Source organism: Acinetobacter sp. P8-3-8 (assembly GCF_000214135.1).
Taxonomy (GTDB): Bacteria; Pseudomonadota; Gammaproteobacteria; order Pseudomonadales; family Moraxellaceae; genus Acinetobacter.
The window spans coordinates 1-20,174 of record NZ_AFIE01000054.1; the positions used below are offsets into that span (position 1 = coordinate 1).

A 20,174-nucleotide genomic window follows, 5' to 3' on the forward strand; every position below is an offset into this window, starting at 1 on the left:
CTGATCTGACTGATTAGATTGAGTTGTTACGCCCGAGTCGGTGACATGAACTGAAATATTGACATCCCCACTACCATTCTTCTGATTGGCAATCATGCCTTTCAAATCAGCATTGGTTCGACTATCAACAACACGTTCACCTTTATCCAAAAGCCATGTGCCTTCTTTCGGAATGTTGTCGATACCGTCGTGGGCCATGCCTGCAATGGTTTGACCGGCGATTAGGCCGACAGACGCGTAGCCTGTTGCCCGAACCACTCCAGCTAAAAGCGAACCGTAAGCACCACCTTGAGCAAGCGCTTTCGTTGCGCCCTCTTCAGTGTTCACAATTGCTTGAGCAATAGACGCAGCTTTACCAGCCAGAAACATTGTTTTATACAGCGCATTAGATTCACCAACCGAATCTCTTAGCATTCCAGCCATTTGGTCAAAGGTTTGAGCGGTCATTCCAGCAATTTGAGAATAAACTTGCATTTTTGTCTCAAATTGCTCCTGATCTAACGCTCGCTCCTCCGCGTTATATTCCTCTGTTAATGCCTTTTTACTATCCAAATAAACCTTATAAGCATCATTCAGCTGAGCATATTTTTCCGTTTCACTCAGAAATTCATTATTCTCAATGCCTGAGCGCGCAGAATATAGATCATCTCCAAGTTGAGAATAGCCGTCTTGCTGCTCATTGTTAATCTGCCATCTTTGATATTCCTCTGGATTCATGGATGCTCGGGCGCTAGCTTCCACACCCATCCCGATCATGTCGCCGATAGGGTTATTGGTTGAAGCAAATGCAGCATCACGTTTCTGCTGTTGAGCCTTTCTAAACTCAGCAACGTCTTTTTGATATGCGAGCTGCTGAAGCTTTAAATACTTCTCACGGCTTGGGTCGTTTTCAGCAAAAGCGTCTTTGATTTCTTGGATAGAAACACTGTGGTCAAGTTCCATCCTTTCCTGTTCATTCAGGTATTTCAGGACAATTGATCGTTGGGATTTATAAACCTCCTCAACGTACTTCACCGCATCCGCTGCTGTGGTACCTACGCCTTTTAAGGCTGCATCCATATAACCAAGAACATTTTTTACATATTCCCGATTAATTGGCCCCAAGCCAGTGCCGCGCTCAACATTACCTTCACCAGCATGATAGGCTGAAATTGCCTTTTCCCAAGTTCCAAATTTTTGGTAAAGGGATTGAAAATATTTTGCCGCCGCTTCTGCTGATTTCCCTGTATCAAAAACAGCATTACCAATAAGGCCAAAGCGTTTTGCAGTTCCATCAAGAAATTGAAATCCACCTTTTGCCTGACCGTATTTGGTCATAGGGCCTATGGCGTTTGCATTACCACGGCTTTCCTGCATGTTGATTGCTGACAAAAGACCTTTTGGTAATTGGTATTGGCCCTCAATTCCAGCAAAATTATACTTGGCCGCATTAGATTGAACCTTTGCATTCACCTGTAATTGCTTGTTTAGCTTTTCGGTTTCTTTTGCGGCCTTTTCTTTGGCTTTTGCGTTTTCATCGGCTGTTTTGGTATCTAATGCAAGACCCTTTGCGGACTGCTGTGCAGCACTATTAACATCAAGAATTGCATTAACTAAATCGTTGGTAGATTTGGTTGCGGAATCACCAATTATACTAAACGAATCAATGCGATTACCGTAGTCCGCTAAAGTTTGCTCAATATCATCAAACATCATATTAACGGTTGCAATCTTATCCCCTTTTAAGGCAGCAATTGCAGCGGCTACCCCGCCAATGATTTTACCAGCAATCGTGAATGCAGCCGAAACCCCAAGGGCAACTTTTGCCACTGCTTTCATCACAGAGCCAATACCAGAGCCAACACTTTGCAATTGCTGTCCATTTTTGGAAGTGCTAAAGAATGCATTAGCAACATCAATAATGGCAGGCATAAATCCTGAGACTAGTTGGTTTTTCCAGCCTTGGAATTGCAGATTCACTGCTTTAACTTGAGCGGCCAGCAACTGAGATTGTTCTGCTGCCTCTTTTGTGGTTTTTAATCCAGCTTGCTGAAGAGCCAAATCAAATGCATCCAATGCCTTACCATTCTCTGCAAATATTGGTGCTAAATTGGCTAGGTCACTTGCTAAACTCTCAAAAATAAAGCGGCGCTCTTGCGATGTGACTCCAAGCTCATCCATCTTATCGTTAAGCATTTGAATAGCTTCAATGCCATCTTTACCTTGCAAAGTTTTACCAAATGACTTGATTTGACTTTCTGTCATCTTGGTATTGTTTTTCAATGCATCAAAAAAGTCAGCAGCCCCACCACCTTTAGTTGCACTAAATTCACCCAATTTTTCTTGAGTATCAGCCAAAATAGAGCCAAGCTGATCTTGAGAAACCCCTAAACCCTCGGCAGCGTACTGCAAAACTTGAAAGCTTCCAATGCTTGTATTTGCTCGGTTTGCCAAAACCTGAAGTTCATTATTGGCTTTTGCTGTCTCAATAGCCATTTTACTAAGGCCAGCGACAGCCAAAACCGTACCACCTGCGACCATTCCTGCCAAAGCAGCACTAGCAACACCAATCCCACCACTGAGTGAGCCAATTTTTGTGTTAAAAGAGTCAACAATAGAACCTAATTGAGTGCCGCCCAGAGCGTCTGCTACCTGATCCTTGAATCCAGCGAAAGCTTTATTCATATTATCAGTGGTTTGCTTGGTTTTGCGCTCTGCCTGCGTCATGCCCTGTTCAAACGAACCGAGTTTTACTGCTAAATCTAAGGTCAACCGACCAAGGGATGCTGCTGCCATAACTTTTCCTCAGGCAATAAAAAACCCCGCATAAGCAGGGCCTGTCTAATCAATTAAATTTATGGTTTATGCTCTAAACACACAGTTTTGATTTTATCAGCGAAACTATATATAGCCTCGTTTTGAAGCTTTCCTTCAGTTTCTACATCAACACTTTGGGCAGCCACAGCTATAGCAAAGACTCGCTCAAAAGATTTGGTTAATACCCTAACCTCTGAAATACTATTTGATTTTTTTATTCTTTCTACATATCCATCAATTATTGGCCTAAAGGCGATAAAAAAATTAGAATTAGATTGCCTCTCCCTCATCGTGTCTTCAGCTATGGTGGCCATCTGCTCACATTCTTGATTTGCCCAAACAGGAGTTGGAAGGAGTAGTGCTATTAATAAAAATTGGTGAATTTTTTTCATTTCTCAGCTCCCATTAAACAAGATCATTAACATTATTGATTGCGAGCTTTACACCATAACTACCAATGCTATCTCCATCATCCCAGCCACCATCTATGACCGCCGGCACAGTTTTGTTTACCACCTTTCCTGCTAGTTTGACTGCCTCACCTTTGCTCAAGTAACCCACAATCAAACCATTGATCTCAACCTTAACAGCATTTTTATCATACTGATTAAATGGCTCTGAGCTGACTTTTGCGTAGCATTCAAAAAACTTCGACTTTTCTTCTTTAGGGCCGGCTATCTTTTTTAAGTTATTTTGATAGGACTGCTCACCCACAATGTTGTAGATGTATGGGGCATTGCTTAAGGTTGGATTTATGTTTGTTTCGTTTGCTGCTTTTTTGCCTTTAAAAATAAACCAAATAATCGCACCAATCACGATTGCTATTATTATTTCCACTGCATATCCTAAATATTAATTATTCAGGACAAGATACTAATTCCAGCACAAAAAAACCACTCCGAAGAGTGGTCTTGTTTTATTCAGGTATTAAATATAAACCGGATAGACTTTTCTAAAGCTGGTGATATTAGCCTTAAAAACTTCTAAGTGCTTATATTTATCCTCTAGTACGGTTTTAGCATAAACCTCACCATGCCCGATATATGCTCTTTTCCAAATACCATCCGGTAGCCTTAAAAGCCAAACATCGGCATGAGGTATGGATACCAAGGTGTAGCCATCATGCACCGCCTCAAGCTCTACCACTGGATCTTCAATATCTAAGCGCTGCATGAACTCAATTTCTTCTTTAACAATATCCAAGTTAAGAATTTGCTTTGCAACATCCAAGTAATTAAGCGGTATATTTGAAAAATTTAATACTTTCATGGCTTTTTATTCATCTCCGCTAACATATAGCGCCCTACGCGCAGTGTATCTGTTCCATACAGCAAATCTAATACACTATCAAAGCGTTTAGTGAATTCTGCAATGTTCATTGTTGGGTAAAAACCCGGTGGCAATGGCATTGCGGTCAATACACCATTACGAGCACTTACATGCCAAGAATCATATCTAGAATTTTTAAATTCCCGATTAATCTGTTCGGCAATTTGAATAACCTCTTGTGGATAAGGTAGAGCCTTAACTTCCGGCTGCTTTGAACTCACCCTTAATTCCATAAGCTCTAAATAATGTTTTGCATCCTCAAAATGAATGGCACGCAATTCACGGTAGCTCGCAGAGTATTTAAAGTGATTTTTTAGGCGACTCCACATTTGTTTAATCAAGCCTTGATTGCCACCAGCGCGTGTATGAACAATATTATATAAAATTCCACACTGCTCTACCGAGATGGTTTGCTTGGAATTTACCTGCTGACTCGTAACTTCACGATCCAAAACATCCAACACCCATTTGCGGAATTGTTTTGCGATTGCTGTCTTGGAAAACATTGCGATTAAGTGAGCACCGCGTAAGCTGAAAATCCGCAGCCTCAAATTGAGGCTCTGGGGATTATCAATGACTTGCGTCATAGATTGATTAAATTCATCCTGATTGCGCTCATAAACCTGAGTTACAGCATTTGCCTTTGCATATCCTAATGCTCTAGCAAGTTCGCCGGCGGTCAACCAAATCTGGCCATCTCGCTCTACTGGTGAAAAATTTACTTCGTTAAAACTTAATGCTAAACTAGACATAGTTAATATTCCTTTGTTGACAGCAATCAAGCCCTTGTTTTCCAGACGGTGGGCTTTTTTGTTGTCTATTGATTTCATGCTTTCGCACTCTTGTGTTTTTCTACCAATAATTTAACTGCCTCATTCATAAGATAAACGATTGATCTTTTATCCTCTTTAGCAATCAGCTTGAGTTCTTTGTGTAGTTCGCTATCTAGGCGACCTTTCACATAAACAAATTCATCTTTCATACTACCTCCTATTTATGCCACAATCTGTGGCGTTTAATAACTATAGCCACACTTTGTGGTAATGTAAATACCTACCGTGAAATATTTACCACAATTTGTGGCATTGAGGTTTTTAGATGAGTAATCAAGCTGATCACACTATAGTTAGGTTGCGTGTACCGCCTGAGCTAAAACAAAAAATTGAAGAGTCAGCCGAGAAAAACAATCGCTCTCAAAGTGCTGAGATGGTTGCCCGCCTTGAGCAAAGCTTTGAGCCTGAAATACAGGTACATGAAACTTTAGAATTTAAACTAATGATGCAATCGTACCTTGATCAAGCAGAGCAAATTAAGGAACTTAAAACAATGCTTGAGCAATTTTTAAAGAAAGGCTGACCGTAATCAGCCTTACTCGCCACCGTATGCCTGCATCATGTATTCCTCAAGCGACATTTCCTGTGGCTGATCTTCGTGCGGCATAAATGACTGTGCTTTCACATCCTTAGCGCCTTTTGAGCCAAGATAGGTTGCTATCAAATTACCAAAGCCTTGTTCTATACGCCTTCCAGTAAAAAAAGAGCCGCGTTTATTTCTAAACGCAACCCATTGCGAAACCTCAGCATTAGTCATATTGGATTTAGCTTCAGCGATTGTGCAACCACCAATCCCATTAAGAACTAATTCACACCAGAATTCATCATCTGGCGTTAATCGGGCTTTCCCTCATCATCTTGCGGGGCTTTTTCGATACCTAGAATTGTATTGAACACAGCAGCAGCAAGAGCTTGAGTAAAGTTGGCAGCAACCTGTTTTTTGGTTAAGTAGGTTTTCCCATCATCATCCACCAAGGCGGCAGCAATCCAATCAGCAACAACATCTTCACCCTTATTTAAGCGAGTAAATAGTGGCTCAGTCACAGCATAAGGTAGCTGCTTAATCACAATATCGACTGTTTCAGTTTTCCCATTGTGCTTAAATTCAATAGTCTTTGGATGGGTTGAATTTACCAAAGAGCCATGGATGATCTCATTTAGATTTAATTTAGACATTATGGAGTCACCACGCGTGGAGTTGTTACAACTGCTGAAGTGCGAACAAGGGTGAACGTATAGCCAACCAATGCATCTTGTTCAATTGTTGGTGCGGCTGGGTTGATATAACCCTCAAATGACCACCAGATGCGATCTTCAGGTAGGTCGATACCTGCAACAGCCTCATAAGTTGGTGGTGTCTTAGAGTGACTTGAACCTACATGCCACTTCACCTTTTCACCTGAATCAGCAAGCTCAATTAGTTTCAAATGGCTTGTGTTTGTATCATCAAGATCAATTTGAATAGAGCCTTCACCTGGATCGCGAAGACCGCGATCATAATCTTTAGTGTCCGAATCTAGGCAGGTTGAATCAATCTTTGAGAACGAATCCTCACCGAATGAAAATGCTTTAGGGCAAGTGAAACGAACCACTGCACCACCAACTACCGCAAATACTTGTGTACCTTGCGCTTTAACATGTGCCATGAGTAGATCTCCTCAATTTTTGGCATAAAAAAACCACCTTGCGGTGGCGTTGGTTTGAAATAATTTGGTTATTCAACTTTCATGGATTTTGGTTTCTCGCCAGTGGAATGCTTGGCCGACTCGACTATCACTAGGTTTGATTTCAGCCTTTTCACCAAGTGCAAGCAATTGAAATTCTATATCCTGCTTTTGCATTGCCAATTGAATAAGATTTAAAACAAACAGATGAGTTGTAATAAGTATGTTGTCCGGGCGATAGAGCTTTAGATCGCTCTCTGCATCACTAAGACCAGACATATCAGTGCGCTCGATAGCCTCAATCACTAAATGCTGATCATTTATAATTAAATCAGTTTCATGATCAGCATCTGTAGTTGGTCGGCAAGAAATAACAAGAAAAACCGGATCATAACTATTCATTATTTACCCTCCATGTAGGGTAATGATGGCTGCAATTCACTTTCTAATTGCGCTATCTCATCATCAAGCGGATGCTTTTCATGTTTCCACACGTTCATATCTCTGGCTGAGCAACTAACTTGCTGTTTGCGATTTTCGCGATAACCAACAATATGGTTATATCTAGCCCATTTTGATTGGAAGGCTTGAGTTATTTGGTTTGACATCCACTCAAATGCATCAATAAATGATTCTTTGATAGCATCGGCTTTTTCACCACTAAACCCCATGACAAGAAACATGAAGCCACGTTCTGTCATTTGATAAAAGCCCGTATTTCTCTTCGTATTACCTATCTGTTTGTTTTCTAAGGTAAACGCAAAATTGCGCTCACGGAATTTCTGCGAGCACTTCATATTTTTAATTGCTCGAAGCACATCGGAGTGTCGTTTTTTAAATGCTTCTGCTACTGCGTAACTAGTTGTCTTTGGTTCGCCATTTTCATTTGAGACCATGGCGCGTAAATTTAATGTTGTCATCATGTTCATAAGATTTCCTTTTATATGTTCATGTTCAAAAAAAGAAACTGGCAGGCACGCTGAACATGGAAACGTGCTTTTCGAACCGTCGTTCTAGCCAGTGGTTTGCCTGAAAACAGGCATAAAAAAACCGCCCAATAAGGACGGTTTAATTAAGTGGTGAAGCTATCTATCCAAAAACCAATTCGCATCAAAGCCGCGACCAAAAATATTAGTGTCGGCAATGCGCTCAAAATGGTTCGGGTGAATATTGGTAACGTAGCAATGTGGCTCTAAAGCTTTTCGTATTGCAGCTCGAATATCCGATGCTCTTTTCTGCTCGGTGTCGTAAACCACGATTTGGAATGACACATGATCAGTATTCGCTGGGCAGTCTAAATTGTTTTCAGGATTGGCTGTGACCACTGACCAGACTGCATAGGGATATCGTGTTTTGTGTGGTGCAATGTCTTCCCAGACCTTTAAGGGATTGGTGCCAAGTAAATCCGTAACTTCCTTGCTGGCTTTCAATGTCGGAACTACAGGTAAAATGTTCATAATTTTGCGAGTTCCTTGTCGATTTCTTTATTGAAGTTTTCAGCAAAGCTATTGGTCACGGCTTGGATGTTGTTTTGTAAGGCTGGGCGCATGAATGGAGTTGGCGGATTATGCACAGAGCCAAACTCTAACCAACGCCAGTGCCGAGTGTCGCCACCCGGTGTATTGGGTGGATTCTTATTTGAGAATGACGCCCCACCACGCACACCGACACGCATCACCACTTCATTTGGATTTCGTGTTTTACCCGCAGCAATAGCAATGTTTTTCCAAATCTTTTCGGCTGTTTCTGGATCATCAATCCCTTTTGCTGCATTGCGAGCGCTATCTCGTACAATTGCCATAGCTTTACGCATGGAGCGCCTTGCGGCATTCTTCATCATGCGAGGATTGCTGAGTCGTTTCAGCTTTTCCTGAACTTCATCCAAGCCTTCAATATTTACTTCTACCGTCATGACCTACTCCACTAATGACAACTCCAGCGTCATATAAATACGGCCGTTTTCGTTGTCAGGTTTTGGTGGTGAAACAATCTGGAAAGTCTGTCCATCGAATAAAACACGCATACTTGAGTCAATATCATCACGCTTGCGCAGTTTTAGCCGTGCTGTGGTTTCTGATCCTGCTGCCTTGGCGTTTATCGAATCTTTTACTGAAAGAAAATCCAGTTTACCCCAGAGCTTTTTAAACTCAGTCCAGGCTTCGGTTTCGTAGTTGTATTCATCATAGGTCGTGGTTTTATGTTGAATCGTCACACGGTGGCATAGTTCGCCTGCTCGTTGGGCCATACAACCTCCTATGCAATTTTTATCTTAATTGGCGGTGGTGGTGGAACATATTCAGGCTTGGCTAAGCTCTCAGAATTCGAGTTTTTGCAACATTGGCAACATTGGCAACACATATCACACCCCCATATTCCGGTAAGGCTGGATTAAGGACCAGTATCCTAAAGGCAATTCAATCGTTGCCTGAGTGGTGGCTTCTCGATTGGCATAAAGGTGCGCAACAAAGAGAAGCCGAGCAGCATCTAGGGCCTTGTTATCAACCAGATCATTTTCATTTACTCGCTCAACCTCGGTTGCGATAACTTTGCGATCTAAATGTGCTTGAATTTGCTCATTGGCAGCATCGATATATGCCTGTATCAAAGTATCTTCATCATCATGATCCACACGACAATGCAACTTAGCTTTTGCGAGATCAATCATTCTGGCTTCGCCTTTGTTAAACGTTGATTTGTTTTAACTTGCTTCGTTTCTTTATTTTCATCAAGAAATTCAGCCAACACACCTTTATTTAAAAGATGTTGAACATCATTAGGGTTTGCTTCACGCTCTTCACCTTCATAATACATACGATCGCCAAAGTGAACTCGTTTGACTAAATATTTCATAACCTTCTCCTGAAATGAGGGGTTACCCCCTCACAGTTCAAAATTACGGACCAGTAGCAGGTTTAAGGTCGCCATAGATAAACGCTTCAGGACGATATACCGCTAATGCCAAACGCTCTTCGGCTAAGATTGTTACCAAGTTATTGATAAAGTCGTCTTCGTTCTCTGTTGCCACTTCTACTCGCGACAACCAACGATCAAAGATTTGAGCACCCATTGAAAAACCGCCAGTTAAGAACTTACCTGCTGTAATAGCCTGAGTTTCAACTACAGGAAGGCGCCATAATGTTGGTGATGCGGCACCTTGTGGATTGCCAATAATATATTGCCCTGTTGAGTCTTTCAGGGTTTCAATGCTTGCCCAATCAATCGGGTTAAGCACATGGCCGCTTGCTGGATATTCAGCTAAAACCGCTTGAAGCATTGCATAACGCAATGTATCAATGATTGTTTCAGATGATGGAGTAACACCTGTAGGGCGTACATATGCAGTTGCTTGAGGAATAATCCCTAAAAGGTTCTGGCCTGTACCATCACCATTAAGAATTTGCTGTTCTTCTTTGAATGCAAGGCCATAACGTAAACGACCATCAATATATGATTGAAGCTGTGACGCATCATCAAGGATTTGACGAGAAGCCTTCATGTAGTGCGCGATTACTTTGGCAGTGGTGCTGACTAAATCAAATTTAATATCTGATTGAGGTTTTTTGGTTCCTTCTGCAACCATGCCTGCATTATTCGTGAATCCAGTTTCACGCACATATTCGAGTGCATTACCATCCATACGACCCTGCATTAAAAGATCACGGATTGTAAGCTTACGATCTGGTGGTGCAATGATGCCTGGTAAGCGAGTGGTTTGCACCAAATCACCAGCAGAACCTGCAGCATCAGTTGTTAATGATGTAATTGTTGCCTTAACTTCTAAGTTTGCTTTACCACGTTGACCAGCAGCACCTTTAAGAGATTTGAATTGATCACTTTCAACAAATTGGCAACCCAATGATTTAACTTCATTCGGTGTTTCGTTTGGACGACGCGCCATTTTTTGCTCAAGCTCATCTAATTGAGCTTTGGTTTCGTTCAACTTAGTGATTGCTTCATCTGCAGATTGTTTTGCACCTTCTGCAATTTTGTCACCGTGTTCACGTTTGCCTTTGAAGTCTTCCGCAATCGCTTTAACTTCATCAACTTGTTTTTTAAACTCTTGAGCGAGTTGTTCTAAATTCAGATCAGTCATTACTGACTCCTTTTAAAATATTTAATGCACTTGAAATTGATTTCGCTTGTTGTATTTCATCTTCAGACTCGCTCAAAAGATGACGCAAACCCTTACCAGCGATTGCAGTGGCTTGCGATTTTGAAAAGCCTGACTCTCTCAGGAACTTTTCAAATTCAGGTAAAGATGGCAGCTCACCACCTTCTAATTTTGATTTAACAGAAGTAATAAGGCTTTCTTCATTTGCAGGGGTTGTTACGATGGATATCTCACCCAAACCAAGCTCAACTAGCTCTCTAATGCCATTGGTTTGCTTGTTTGCTTTCTTAGTAATGTAGCCAATGCTCAAACCATCAATTGCGCCTGCTTTTAACAAAGCATGAGTAGATTTGGCTCTAGGAACATCGTCAATTAACAATCTTCCCTCAACATATAAGCCCTTTGCGTCTTCATAAATCTTTGTATAGACACCGATTGGCTCACTATCGTTGTGATTCCAAAGCACAGGCGGAAACTTATTTTTTGATGCCCATTCTTCTAAAGTTTTGGAAAATGCACCTGGTAGAATTACATCGTTATACCAATCAACATTCCCAAAAACCGCACCATAACCCGAAAAAAAACCGTCCTCTTGGACGGCTTTAATTTCTAAATTAAAACTTTTTCTATTCATTATTTGCACCTTGTTCGCTTGCCAAAGGAACCATTTGCATCTGCACCATTAATTTATCTGCGCTTGGATCATTAGCTTTAGGCATATCCTCTAATTCTCGAACTTCATTTCGAGTGTAAAGACCGTTTTGAGTCATCTTCACGTAAAACTCTGCCCTTGCAGCATTGTTCGCACGTAATAAGCCATCTACGGCAAACTTCGGACGGTACTTATACTTTTCATGAGGTAATAGTAATTTTCTGGCAATTGTCTGCTCATAGCGAACCAATGATGGATTTAGTGAATATGTTAAAAATCCCTGATTGGTTTGCTCTAAACTTGATGCCCACGAACTTGCTTTACTTGTGTGTCCAATCAACTGAGGTGGTACACCAAATGCTCGACAGATTTCCTCAATACCGAAATAGCGACTTTCTAAGAGTTGGGCATCTACTGGATTAATGCGGATCGAACTTGCACTTGCTACCTTCATATTGGCTTCAAGTACCATGTATTTGCCAGCGTTTTCAGGTCTACTGAATTCTGACAAGCTATTTCTTAAGCTTTGGCGCTGTTCTTTAGTTAAAGTCTTTTCACCAGTCTCTAAGAATCCACCAACCTTTAACCCATTTTTAAACCAATCTTGTGCCTGATTATTAGCATCAAACTGCATACCGATGGTCTGAGCAAAAAACTGAATTGCTGAAAGCCCTATCAAACCATCGAGCGTAAAACCTTTAAAATGAAGAATCTTGTCTTCAGAATAAATAATGGTTTTCCCATTCTCTGTGTAATGAAATTCAATTGAACCAACTTTATTTCGCTTAACGATCATTTCACTTGGGAAAAGGGGTTCAAGCGCAATCACTTCACCATTTGAACGTCTTGAAATTAAGTTATAAGCATTTCCCCACAAGTCCAAACATGCGCTTTGCACCTGCCAAAACTCGCTTGCACACATATCTGCATTCGGAGAATCGTGCAAAATTCGATATAGGCTATGATCAGTTGCTATTTTTTTATCAGAATCATAAAGTTGTAAGGGTAATGTTGAGATAGTTTCAGCTCTTAGCTTTACACAAGCCCACACTGCAGAAAGCTTCAATGCTGTTTCTGGTGTAACTACCGCACCACCTGAAGATAAATAACTGTCAAATGGATAGGAAGTATCACCTTTTTTTAGTTGAGTTCTTCCAGTCAATCGTGACCAGAAACGAGTCCAAAACCCCGTATCTTGTAAATCGCTCATGCTATCACGATGTCCTCTAAATAACCGTCAATATCATAATTCTTAGGCTCAGGATTCATACTCATCAAAGCCACAGCGTTAAATGTGGCAATCAATGGGTCAATCTTCCCGACACCCGATTCCTGTTTGCTGATCATCATGCCGTTGCCTTTCACGACTGCACGCGCATTCCCAACACACCAGGTCATTAAGCCTTGGCCTGCATGGTAAAGATTGCCTTCAGCCAATTTGCGCTCAGTGGTCATGATGTATGACATCAACTTAAACCCTTGAGCTACTGCAATCATTTTGTCTTCAGAAATACCAGCATCAAGTAGGCCATCTAAGAGGCCACCTAGACCCAGTGGATCCAGTCCAATTTTGTCGAGCTTGCCAGAGTCGAAACACTTCTTCGCAATGGCCGCCAACTGATCAATATCATCACCGATACGCTCAACAATGGTTAGACTGCCTTCCTTTTCATAATCGGCATACTTTGGCGCATTCTCTTTACGTCGCTCAACTGCAGTTTTATTGCACCAAGCGTGATTCCAAAGCCACCATTTACGGCTTTTTGCGTGCCGACCAAGTACAGCAAAGCCAAGCAAGTCATCAAGGCCACCACCATCAATACCGCAGGTGATGACATCTGATTGCTCGATCAACTTATCCAAGGTGAATTTTTTAGATTGCTGCAGCCAGTATTCAGCACCAGCCCAACGGTTGGCTCGGAGGTTTAGGCCAATTGGTACGTTTAAGTGTTTTGCAAGGAAGTCACGCAGTGACTCTTCGCCAGCGTCTTTAACCTTCTCAAACTCGTTAATCAGGTAATCAAGATCAACCGATGCACCCAAGTTTGGATTGGTGACATAGAAGTTTTCGGGCTTTAAGTGTTCACCTGCCTCAAGCATCCACTCAGGAAACTCGTAAATCAGCGGCAAGAACTGAGGATTGACTTTTACACCATCCCGAATATCACGCGCATAGTCCAGCAGCTGCTTGAACACACCGCATGGCGTTTCATCTGACATGGTAGACAGGTAGATAACACAACCTTCAGGCCGTGATGCCAGACCACCTTTTGCTTCACGAAACATTGATTCAGCGTTTGATCGTTTTCCAAACAACCAAACCTCATCGATCAGGATGATTGAAGCCTTTTTACCCGCAGCAGCATTACTTTCCGCAGCAATCACTTTTAAGGTCGCATTGGTACCCAAGTGAGTGACTGTTTTGGTGTGCTCGGACACATTGAACATTTCCTGAAGCTCAGGATCTGCTCGAATGAAGTCTCGAATTGGATTAAAACTATTGTCTGCGACCTCTTTTGTGGGCGCCAACAGAATAAGCTCAGCCGACATACGATCATTTAAGATCAAGGCCACCATCATGATTCCAGCCGCAATCGTTGACTTGGTGTTTTTCTTGGAAATCAGAAGGAAGAATTCACGAATTAAACGCTTCTTCTGTTCTGGATCGTAAGCACCAAAAATTGCCCGGACAAATTCAATTACCCAATCGAGTGTGACCTCGCCCATTTTCGGGCTACCCATCACATCGACCAGAATTAATTCTTTAAAAATCCGCTCTGCTACATCGGCCACTTCTGGGAAAAGCGGTTCACATGGCATGAGTGACTTTTTAGCGACAATACGTTCCTCCCAGTCTGGGCAGGAGGTTGTCCATTCTGGGAGCATCGCTGACATAAATTTAACTTCTCAATTGTGAACCCAATGTTCCAAACTTCCCGCCTTGAGTGGCTTTTTTGGCTTCATCGGCTTTGGTTTCTTTCTTGCCTTTTTCAGCAACTTTGCCGTGGAAATATGGAAGGGCTGCTTTTGCCGCATCCATTCGCATCTTCATATCTTCAACCGGATCAGTCCAAATCTCTTCTAAAAATTTGAGCGGGTCAGAGCGACTACCAGCAGTTTCAATGTCTTTTTTGGTGATAATTGGCTTCGGATCGGGCTTAACATCAGTGTTAACACCTTTAACACCTTCAAGCCGCTCAATGTGAGCAATTACATCTGGATCTTTCGCCATTCTTGAGCCAGCTTGTGATGCTGTTTCAGGGCTACAACCCGCGAAAATAGCGGCTTCTTTGTTATTTGCACCATCATGTTTAGCTTGGGCAAATGCCTTTTTTTTTGCTGTTAAAGCCATGTACCCTCCTTTAACATATTCGTGAAATGGGAAATTTTTTTATAAGTGAGATCGTGGGCGGTGTCCGCTGGCTCAGGGTTTCAAACTTTTTGACTCCCCCCACCGTCTTCAACCTTTACAACCACATACCCATGTTTTAGAAATGTTTGAACAATATCATTTATCGCTATCTCATCAATGAAGCCCTGCACATCTCTAGTTACGTGTGCAAGATCACTTTTGAGCTCTTTGAATTCTTCCGTTTTGCCTATGTGAAACCAATTAACCTCATGCAATGCTTTGCTCACGCCCGACTCTCCTTGCTCGTCTTCTTCTTATGACAAGGCACACACAACGACTGAAGGTTTGATTCATCATCCGTACCACCTTGAGCCACATTAACGATATGGTCTAACTCAAGCTCCATGGTTACACGACCACATGAACAGCAGGTCCACTCATCACGTGTATGAATCTTCTGCTTGAGTCTGCGCCAAGGTCTACCGCCACGGCCTTGACCCCAATTGTTCTTAGGCGGTCTCGGTGTCTTCGGTGTCATCGCCTGTAGTTTGTTTTGCAGTCTCGGTAGCTTTGCCATGGTCAATCTTCCCAAATAGTTCTAATACCTGCTCATTAGTAATATGTGTACGAACAGTCACATCAACCGTCCACATATCACCTTGGTTACCATTAAGAGATAGGTCCACCACACCACCAAGATACATATCATTGCTCAAGCGAACTCGAGTACCTTGTGCTCTGTGCTTGTTATTGTCTGGCACCTCAATGCCTGTGACGATTAAGCGCTTTTCCATGTATTCCTTATTGCTCATGTTTAACCATCCAAATACTGTGACTTAGGCTTATCATCCTCACCGCCTTCCAACTGAATCAGTAGCTCATTGATCTGAGCATTCTGTTCATTGTTGATCTGGATGAGTTGATTGTTTTGCTGAATCAGCTGGTTGTTCTGTTCTATTAGCTTTGGAAGTAAGTTGTTCAATACACAACCGCATTCTTTCTTTTGATCGCTCATATTGTTCTTTCATCCATTTACGTCTTGCTTCACAGCCTTGGCATGTCATTGATTAAACTCCCAAGCAAACTTCAAATCATCGGGCGTATTCAACCAACACCCATGTTTATTACAGAATGCATGAATGTCATTCAGGTACTCAGTAAACTGATCCACACTCGCATCCGTGGTACTGATCAATTCATTTAATCCATCAGCCACTTGCTGATACATTGGGTGCTTTTGATCTTTCAAAACCTTTACTGCTGCAAATGTATTTCTGTATTGACCAACATCATCACGGTGATAAATACGAGCTAAAAATTGCTTCTTGAAAAACAAATGCTCTGCGTCTTTATCTGCGCCTTGATGTTTTGCCCACTGATTCATCCACATCCAATAAAGGCGGTTCTGCGCTCTACTGCGGTCATCTTCTTTTTGGTTAATACGAACAACCAACGGCTTACCATCACTTAACGCATTCGCATGATGCTTGTGCATATAAGCAATCGCTCGACCAACTTCTTCAAATGACTTGATAATAAAGCAAGCGGGTTCGAGTCTTGGAGTAGACTTTTTTTGCATTTCTTACTCCAATAAAAAACCACCTTTCGGTGGTCTTATGTATCGCTATTCTTTAAAACGGCTCGATTCTAACTTGAGGGTTTTTCTCTACTGGTGGAATCAAATCATCCACCGACTCTTGGGGCTCAATACCCAAATAAACCTTAACAATTCTTTCAGCGACTTCTATATCACCTTCCGGATTGATTTGTTTTCTAAAAACCTCTGCGATCTCTCTTATGGTTGCATTTGGGGTTTCTTCCTTATAAGAACGAATCCATTGGCCTTCAGAGGAATGATATGAAAGCAAGCCGTATTGTTTTGACATTATATTTCCCATTATTAGATTGATTTGAAAATCCAATATATCAGAAAATACTTGTATTATTTTTTGTATTAAGCATCCGATCCACTCTCACCAACCACCTCTCAAACATGGCTTCACTTTGTTCTCGGTTGCCCAACTTGTATTGATCAAAATCAGAATGGCACACGTGACACAAAGGAACTGTAAACGAATCATCTGCTTTTATCCCTCTACCCTTACCATGCTTTGCTGAATTTGAATGAGCCGCTTGTGAGTTTGGATTACCGCACCGAATGCATGGAAGCTTTCTAATGTCAGCGAGTCGTTTTGGGCTACGCATACAATGCTTCACGTAAATTCTTAATGCGCTCTTTTAGCTTAATCATGATGCCGTCAATCGTTAGCATCTCTGCCCGCGTCAATCCCGATCTACTGAGATTCTGATACTTAGACAGCTCAGCACTGCAAAATTCTAAGTCTTGTTTCGCTTGTACTTTGTCTGTCATACTTTCCTCTAGGCATTAAAAAACCCCTCGGAAGGGGTTTAATCTTAAAGATGAAGTGAATAGCTAACTTAATTCTCACATGTGGCGGTTGAATGCGTGTCGTCATATCTCATCAACTCAAATTAAGCCATCAATGCTTTGAACAGTGGTATTGACGTAATACTGCTAGCCTACTGCCTTTTTATTCACTTCTCTTTAAAATCTGTAATGGTTTAATTTTCCCACACTTCCGACACTCTCTGACCGTAAAGAAATCTGAATATTCCCAAACGTGACGGCAGAAGATTTGTTTTATTCGGAGCATAGATACCTCTAATAAATAAGGCGCTTAGGCGTCTTAATTTTAAATACGGGATAATCCCTTATTTGATCTGCCTTGCCAGCTTCTCAGCTTCGACAAACGCATCATGAAAACTTACTTTATCTGAAAACCAAAACTTATAAGTCTTTTCACCAATTATGATTGACTGTTGAAAGTAATCGTTCGGGCTTTTCTCTACAACTTGACCGTTCTGTTCACCACCGATGCAAATATTCATGTGTTTTCCTATTTATCGGTGGGAGTGTAGCACTTTTGGTTGGTATGAAATGTAAAAACCCACCTTGCGGTGGGCTTATCGTCTTTGCACAGAACGAATGATCAATTTAAAACCTAACAACTAAATAAGATATTAACTAGATCACAATAAAAATATACTATGCAAATTTGGTTGTTGCAATATTCGTAGATAAATTTTAAGCAAAAAAATACCCACTTATTGGAGTAGGTGGGTAGCAAAAACTGTCTTGGTCTCGGATGAACCGTAATACGACCAGAATATAAAAATACTACCTTAATGAGAAAAATATTACCAGCTTTACATTTCAAATTCTTTGTAAGTATTTTTCCGATACTTTTCAACAGCCTCAGCAGCACATTTGATTGATGTTTCTAAAGCAATAATCATCATATTTTCGTACTGCTTCCAAGTACGATCATAGGCCTTTAACGTCATCTGATAAGACCTAACGCCAGCAGCTAAATGCAATCTTCCTTTTGCGGTGAAATTGCTTTCATGTTCAGGATCCATTGCAAACGCTATGACCATGCCTGCGACCAGCCAAGATAAATGATAAATCGCAATATGCTCTGGCTCACGACGTTTATCTTCGTATGCCCCATTCATCATAATTTTAGCTAGATGATTACGGATAAACTCATAGTCACTCTTGGCGTTTTCACCATAGATGATTAGAGATGTTACTGATTTCTCCAACTGGGTTTCCATTGACGCAATAGCACCCAAGCGATCTTGATAGTCCAAAGGTTTCTCTCCTGTACCGTGTGCCTCATCCCCGAATTGCGGTGACTTGGCAGTGATGCCATGAGTCAGCCACTCGAATGGTTCAAACTTCTCTGCTACTGCGTTCATAATTGCCCCTTAACCTAATACTCTTACTGCCACTATTGCTGCTAAAAACATGACCACCACAATGATAAAGAAAACCCAATCCAGTACTGCACCATCAGGAATTTTTACGCCCATCAAGAAAATGAACAGGAAGAAAGCTAAGATCCATTGCATTAACCCATCCCCCAAATCAACATACCTGCATCACGCTGTTCTTGGTTCGTTCTGCCTTGCCAACCTGTAATACGGTTAAATTCTTCAGAGTTCTTTTTGGTTTTGGTTGGTCTTACTTCAACCACCGCCAAACCGAAAGATTTCGCCATTTCTACGAGTAATTTGCCTGTTGCATGGTTCTCACCTACATTCTTAGCAATTCGCTCACCTGCGCACTTAGATTGACCAATACGACTATGTAGATTTGATTTTCTATTCATCCACCCTGCCTCGATCACTACTTTCTTGATCTGATCTTGGTGACTGCGGAATAGCTCAACAGTTTCAGCAAAAGTTAAATTTTTCAGCTCGAATGACTGCCCTAAGACAGCCACCCCCGATTTTTCTAAGTCTGGATCAATGCCGATGATGAGACCTTTAGGAATTTGCATTGTTGCCTCTCGACATCTGAATAAAAAAAACAGTCGTCCAAACTATTAAAACCAATCCAAGCCAATTTGTTTTAAACTCAGAAAATAAGATTGCATTACAGATCATGAGCACAGCGACCTCTTGCTGAAACTTATTCATGCTCACCTCGCAAAGCCTTAACAACTTTTTTCAATTGCTTCAAAGAACTCCATGTGCTTTGAGTTGCTAAGTGATGTGCCAATTCAAATCGATCTTTTAATTTAGCTAGCTCTTCTTGAATACTGTTGTAATGAACTGACTTCACCATTAATTTTTGAGCGTTATCATCACGTTGGTTTTTATAAGAAATACATGACCTTTCAAGCTCTTCAATCCGCTTGTCTTTCTCTTCTAACCCAGCTTTTAAATTTTCGTTTTCGTAATACAAACTGTGAGCATATTCATCCTTTTCTAAAAGGCCTTTGAGTTGGTCAACCTCAGCCTGTCGAGATTGCTGACCAGCCAAATACATAGCCTTAGCTAGATTTTTAGTTGACTCCCACACATGCCTATTTTCTTTCCATGCCTCTTCAAACTCATCCATGACGTTCTGCCTCCAAATCCTTGACAATCGTACTCGGACTAAGATGATTGCGAATGTCGGTGACGTGGTCTGTGTCATGCTCTGCAATGGCGGTGCGGAGGTCGTCCAGACAATGCATTAAATTCAGAACCATAATGTTTGCTGAAAACCACTCATGTGTGCTATCCAAATAAACCTCTTTTGTAAGCCTATTGATGTAGCGAGTTTTACTAGTCCAAAAAACATAATCTGTTGATAGTTCAGGCGCTCCCTCCACAATCTCCCTCGCCTTTTCAATGCCGCCTACTTTCTCAATCAAGTTTTCAGAGTTGTTTATAGTTGTCATAGTGCCACCATTTGATTTAAGCGATTGAACAAAACAGCAGCAGGGTTTAAATCCTCCACCATTCCCACACATGAGGCTGTAGCCCATGCACTTACAGCGGTTAAGTCTTTTAAGTCATGATCAACAGCATCAAGCCATTGCTTAGAAACACCAGACCAGCGCACCTTAATTCCACCCTGTCC

General features: G+C 41.5%; 35 protein-coding genes and 1 pseudogene. 1 reads left to right on the forward strand and 35 read right to left on the reverse strand.

What is annotated here, in order from left to right:
* The 6 genes from GGG_RS20500 to GGG_RS21170 form a co-directional block, all read right to left on the reverse strand.
* A partial coding sequence (locus GGG_RS20500) for a transglycosylase SLT domain-containing protein (protein ID WP_010116626.1) occupies window positions 1-2,775 on the reverse strand: 2,775 nt, incomplete at its 3' end.
* A gap of 59 nt (window positions 2,776-2,834) precedes the next feature.
* Entirely contained in the window at window positions 2,835-3,188 is a 354-nt protein-coding gene (locus GGG_RS0115845) for a hypothetical protein (protein ID WP_010116627.1), read from the reverse strand.
* A 13-nt stretch (window positions 3,189-3,201) separates the two neighbouring features.
* On the reverse strand, window positions 3,202-3,633 hold the full coding sequence (locus tag GGG_RS0115850; RefSeq protein WP_029574638.1) for a hypothetical protein: 432 nt from the start codon (window positions 3,631-3,633) through the stop codon (window positions 3,202-3,204).
* 90 nt (window positions 3,634-3,723) lie between these two features.
* A complete protein-coding gene (locus GGG_RS0115855) occupies window positions 3,724-4,065 on the reverse strand; it encodes a hypothetical protein (RefSeq protein ID WP_010116629.1) in 342 nt (113 codons plus the stop codon).
* Window positions 4,062-4,877, reverse strand: a complete 816-nt coding sequence (locus GGG_RS0115860; protein WP_029574639.1) for a BRO family protein — start codon at window positions 4,875-4,877, stop codon at window positions 4,062-4,064. The genes GGG_RS0115855 and GGG_RS0115860 overlap by 4 nt, the downstream gene beginning before the upstream one ends.
* A gap of 74 nt (window positions 4,878-4,951) precedes the next feature.
* Entirely contained in the window at window positions 4,952-5,107 is a 156-nt protein-coding gene (locus GGG_RS21170) for a hypothetical protein (protein WP_171057711.1), read from the reverse strand.
* A gap of 116 nt (window positions 5,108-5,223) precedes the next feature.
* Here GGG_RS21170 and GGG_RS0115870 point away from each other — a divergent pair, with 116 nt between their 5' ends.
* Window positions 5,224-5,481: an Arc family DNA-binding protein gene (locus GGG_RS0115870; RefSeq protein ID WP_010116632.1), complete on the forward strand. Its 258-nt coding sequence runs from the start codon at window positions 5,224-5,226 to the stop codon at window positions 5,479-5,481.
* Between the two features lie 12 nt (window positions 5,482-5,493).
* Here the strand turns inward: GGG_RS0115870 and GGG_RS0115875 are convergent, their stop codons facing one another.
* From GGG_RS0115875 to GGG_RS0116025, 29 genes and pseudogenes are all read right to left on the reverse strand, one after another.
* Window positions 5,494-5,715: a hypothetical protein gene (locus tag GGG_RS0115875; RefSeq protein ID WP_010116634.1), complete on the reverse strand. Its 222-nt coding sequence runs from the start codon at window positions 5,713-5,715 to the stop codon at window positions 5,494-5,496.
* A gap of 77 nt (window positions 5,716-5,792) precedes the next feature.
* Window positions 5,793-6,134: a phage tail assembly chaperone family protein, TAC gene (locus tag GGG_RS0115880; RefSeq protein WP_010116636.1), complete on the reverse strand. Its 342-nt coding sequence runs from the start codon at window positions 6,132-6,134 to the stop codon at window positions 5,793-5,795.
* Entirely contained in the window at window positions 6,134-6,604 is a 471-nt protein-coding gene (locus GGG_RS0115885) for a phage tail tube protein (protein ID WP_010116638.1), read from the reverse strand. The genes GGG_RS0115880 and GGG_RS0115885 overlap by 1 nt, the downstream gene beginning before the upstream one ends.
* 72 nt (window positions 6,605-6,676) lie before the next feature.
* The gene (locus GGG_RS0115890; RefSeq protein WP_010116639.1) at window positions 6,677-7,024 is read right to left on the reverse strand and encodes a hypothetical protein; all 348 of its coding nucleotides are present in this window, start codon (window positions 7,022-7,024) and stop codon (window positions 6,677-6,679) included.
* Window positions 7,024-7,551, reverse strand: a complete 528-nt coding sequence (locus GGG_RS0115895) for a Rha family transcriptional regulator (RefSeq protein WP_029574640.1) — start codon at window positions 7,549-7,551, stop codon at window positions 7,024-7,026. The genes GGG_RS0115890 and GGG_RS0115895 overlap by 1 nt, the downstream gene beginning before the upstream one ends.
* 156 nt (window positions 7,552-7,707) lie before the next feature.
* Entirely contained in the window at window positions 7,708-8,079 is a 372-nt protein-coding gene (locus tag GGG_RS0115900) for a DUF3168 domain-containing protein (RefSeq protein ID WP_010116641.1), read from the reverse strand.
* On the reverse strand, window positions 8,076-8,534 hold the full coding sequence (locus GGG_RS0115905; protein WP_010116642.1) for an HK97-gp10 family putative phage morphogenesis protein: 459 nt from the start codon (window positions 8,532-8,534) through the stop codon (window positions 8,076-8,078). Before GGG_RS0115905 ends, GGG_RS0115900 begins: the two co-directional genes overlap by 4 nt.
* Before the next feature lie 3 nt (window positions 8,535-8,537).
* Window positions 8,538-8,867: a phage head closure protein gene (locus GGG_RS0115910; protein ID WP_010116644.1), complete on the reverse strand. Its 330-nt coding sequence runs from the start codon at window positions 8,865-8,867 to the stop codon at window positions 8,538-8,540.
* A 114-nt stretch (window positions 8,868-8,981) separates the two neighbouring features.
* A complete protein-coding gene (locus tag GGG_RS0115915) occupies window positions 8,982-9,287 on the reverse strand; it encodes a head-tail connector protein (RefSeq protein ID WP_010116645.1) in 306 nt (101 codons plus the stop codon).
* Entirely contained in the window at window positions 9,284-9,472 is a 189-nt protein-coding gene (locus GGG_RS0115920; RefSeq protein WP_010116647.1) for a hypothetical protein, read from the reverse strand. Before GGG_RS0115920 ends, GGG_RS0115915 begins: the two co-directional genes overlap by 4 nt.
* A 43-nt stretch (window positions 9,473-9,515) precedes the next feature.
* The gene (locus tag GGG_RS0115925) at window positions 9,516-10,715 is read right to left on the reverse strand and encodes a phage major capsid protein (RefSeq protein ID WP_010116649.1); all 1,200 of its coding nucleotides are present in this window, start codon (window positions 10,713-10,715) and stop codon (window positions 9,516-9,518) included.
* The gene (locus GGG_RS0115930) at window positions 10,708-11,367 is read right to left on the reverse strand and encodes an HK97 family phage prohead protease (protein ID WP_010116651.1); all 660 of its coding nucleotides are present in this window, start codon (window positions 11,365-11,367) and stop codon (window positions 10,708-10,710) included. The genes GGG_RS0115925 and GGG_RS0115930 overlap by 8 nt, the downstream gene beginning before the upstream one ends.
* Window positions 11,360-12,595, reverse strand: a complete 1,236-nt coding sequence (locus GGG_RS0115935; RefSeq protein WP_010116653.1) for a phage portal protein — start codon at window positions 12,593-12,595, stop codon at window positions 11,360-11,362. Before GGG_RS0115935 ends, GGG_RS0115930 begins: the two co-directional genes overlap by 8 nt.
* Window positions 12,592-14,280 carry a terminase large subunit gene (locus GGG_RS0115940; RefSeq protein ID WP_010116654.1) on the reverse strand — a complete coding sequence of 563 codons (1,689 nt, stop codon included), beginning with the start codon at window positions 14,278-14,280 and terminating at the stop codon, window positions 12,592-12,594. Before GGG_RS0115940 ends, GGG_RS0115935 begins: the two co-directional genes overlap by 4 nt.
* Window positions 14,281-14,284: 4 nt before the next feature.
* Entirely contained in the window at window positions 14,285-14,737 is a 453-nt protein-coding gene (locus GGG_RS0115945) for a terminase small subunit (RefSeq protein ID WP_010116655.1), read from the reverse strand.
* A gap of 80 nt (window positions 14,738-14,817) precedes the next feature.
* On the reverse strand, window positions 14,818-15,024 hold the full coding sequence (locus GGG_RS0115950) for a hypothetical protein (protein ID WP_010116656.1): 207 nt from the start codon (window positions 15,022-15,024) through the stop codon (window positions 14,818-14,820).
* Window positions 15,021-15,275, reverse strand: coding sequence for an HNH endonuclease (locus tag GGG_RS0115955; protein ID WP_010116657.1), 255 nt, complete (start codon window positions 15,273-15,275; stop codon window positions 15,021-15,023). The genes GGG_RS0115950 and GGG_RS0115955 overlap by 4 nt, the downstream gene beginning before the upstream one ends.
* Window positions 15,247-15,549 (reverse strand): hypothetical protein, encoded by a 303-nt coding sequence (locus GGG_RS0115960; protein WP_010116658.1) that lies wholly within the window; start codon window positions 15,547-15,549, stop codon window positions 15,247-15,249. The genes GGG_RS0115955 and GGG_RS0115960 overlap by 29 nt, the downstream gene beginning before the upstream one ends.
* Before the next feature lie 2 nt (window positions 15,550-15,551).
* Entirely contained in the window at window positions 15,552-15,752 is a 201-nt protein-coding gene (locus tag GGG_RS0115965) for a hypothetical protein (protein WP_029574642.1), read from the reverse strand.
* Between the two features lie 45 nt (window positions 15,753-15,797).
* Window positions 15,798-16,316 (reverse strand): hypothetical protein, encoded by a 519-nt coding sequence (locus GGG_RS0115970; RefSeq protein WP_010116660.1) that lies wholly within the window; start codon window positions 16,314-16,316, stop codon window positions 15,798-15,800.
* A gap of 52 nt (window positions 16,317-16,368) precedes the next feature.
* Window positions 16,369-16,623, reverse strand: a complete 255-nt coding sequence (locus tag GGG_RS0115975; protein ID WP_010116662.1) for a hypothetical protein — start codon at window positions 16,621-16,623, stop codon at window positions 16,369-16,371.
* 40 nt (window positions 16,624-16,663) lie between these two features.
* Window positions 16,664-16,942 (reverse strand): DUF968 domain-containing protein, encoded by a 279-nt coding sequence (locus tag GGG_RS0115980; RefSeq protein WP_010116664.1) that lies wholly within the window; start codon window positions 16,940-16,942, stop codon window positions 16,664-16,666.
* Window positions 16,943-17,470: 528 nt separating this feature from the next.
* Complete coding sequence (locus GGG_RS21175; protein WP_010116667.1) at window positions 17,471-17,647, reverse strand: hypothetical protein; 177 nt, start codon at window positions 17,645-17,647, stop codon at window positions 17,471-17,473.
* 318 nt (window positions 17,648-17,965) lie between these two features.
* Window positions 17,966-18,520: a hypothetical protein gene (locus GGG_RS0115995; protein WP_010116668.1), complete on the reverse strand. Its 555-nt coding sequence runs from the start codon at window positions 18,518-18,520 to the stop codon at window positions 17,966-17,968.
* A 9-nt stretch (window positions 18,521-18,529) separates the two neighbouring features.
* Window positions 18,530-18,673 (reverse strand): hypothetical protein, encoded by a 144-nt coding sequence (locus tag GGG_RS21075; RefSeq protein ID WP_157998084.1) that lies wholly within the window; start codon window positions 18,671-18,673, stop codon window positions 18,530-18,532.
* Window positions 18,673-19,104 (reverse strand): hypothetical protein, encoded by a 432-nt coding sequence (locus GGG_RS0116005; RefSeq protein WP_010116669.1) that lies wholly within the window; start codon window positions 19,102-19,104, stop codon window positions 18,673-18,675. Before GGG_RS0116005 ends, GGG_RS21075 begins: the two co-directional genes overlap by 1 nt.
* A gap of 131 nt (window positions 19,105-19,235) precedes the next feature.
* Window positions 19,236-19,667 (reverse strand): hypothetical protein, encoded by a 432-nt coding sequence (locus tag GGG_RS19910; RefSeq protein ID WP_010116670.1) that lies wholly within the window; start codon window positions 19,665-19,667, stop codon window positions 19,236-19,238.
* A complete protein-coding gene (locus tag GGG_RS0116020) occupies window positions 19,660-19,992 on the reverse strand; it encodes a hypothetical protein (protein ID WP_010116671.1) in 333 nt (110 codons plus the stop codon). Before GGG_RS0116020 ends, GGG_RS19910 begins: the two co-directional genes overlap by 8 nt.
* Window positions 19,989-20,174 (reverse strand): annotated as a pseudogene (locus GGG_RS0116025) (hypothetical protein); the annotation flags it as partial. The pseudogene GGG_RS0116025 and the gene GGG_RS0116020, both read right to left, overlap by 4 nt.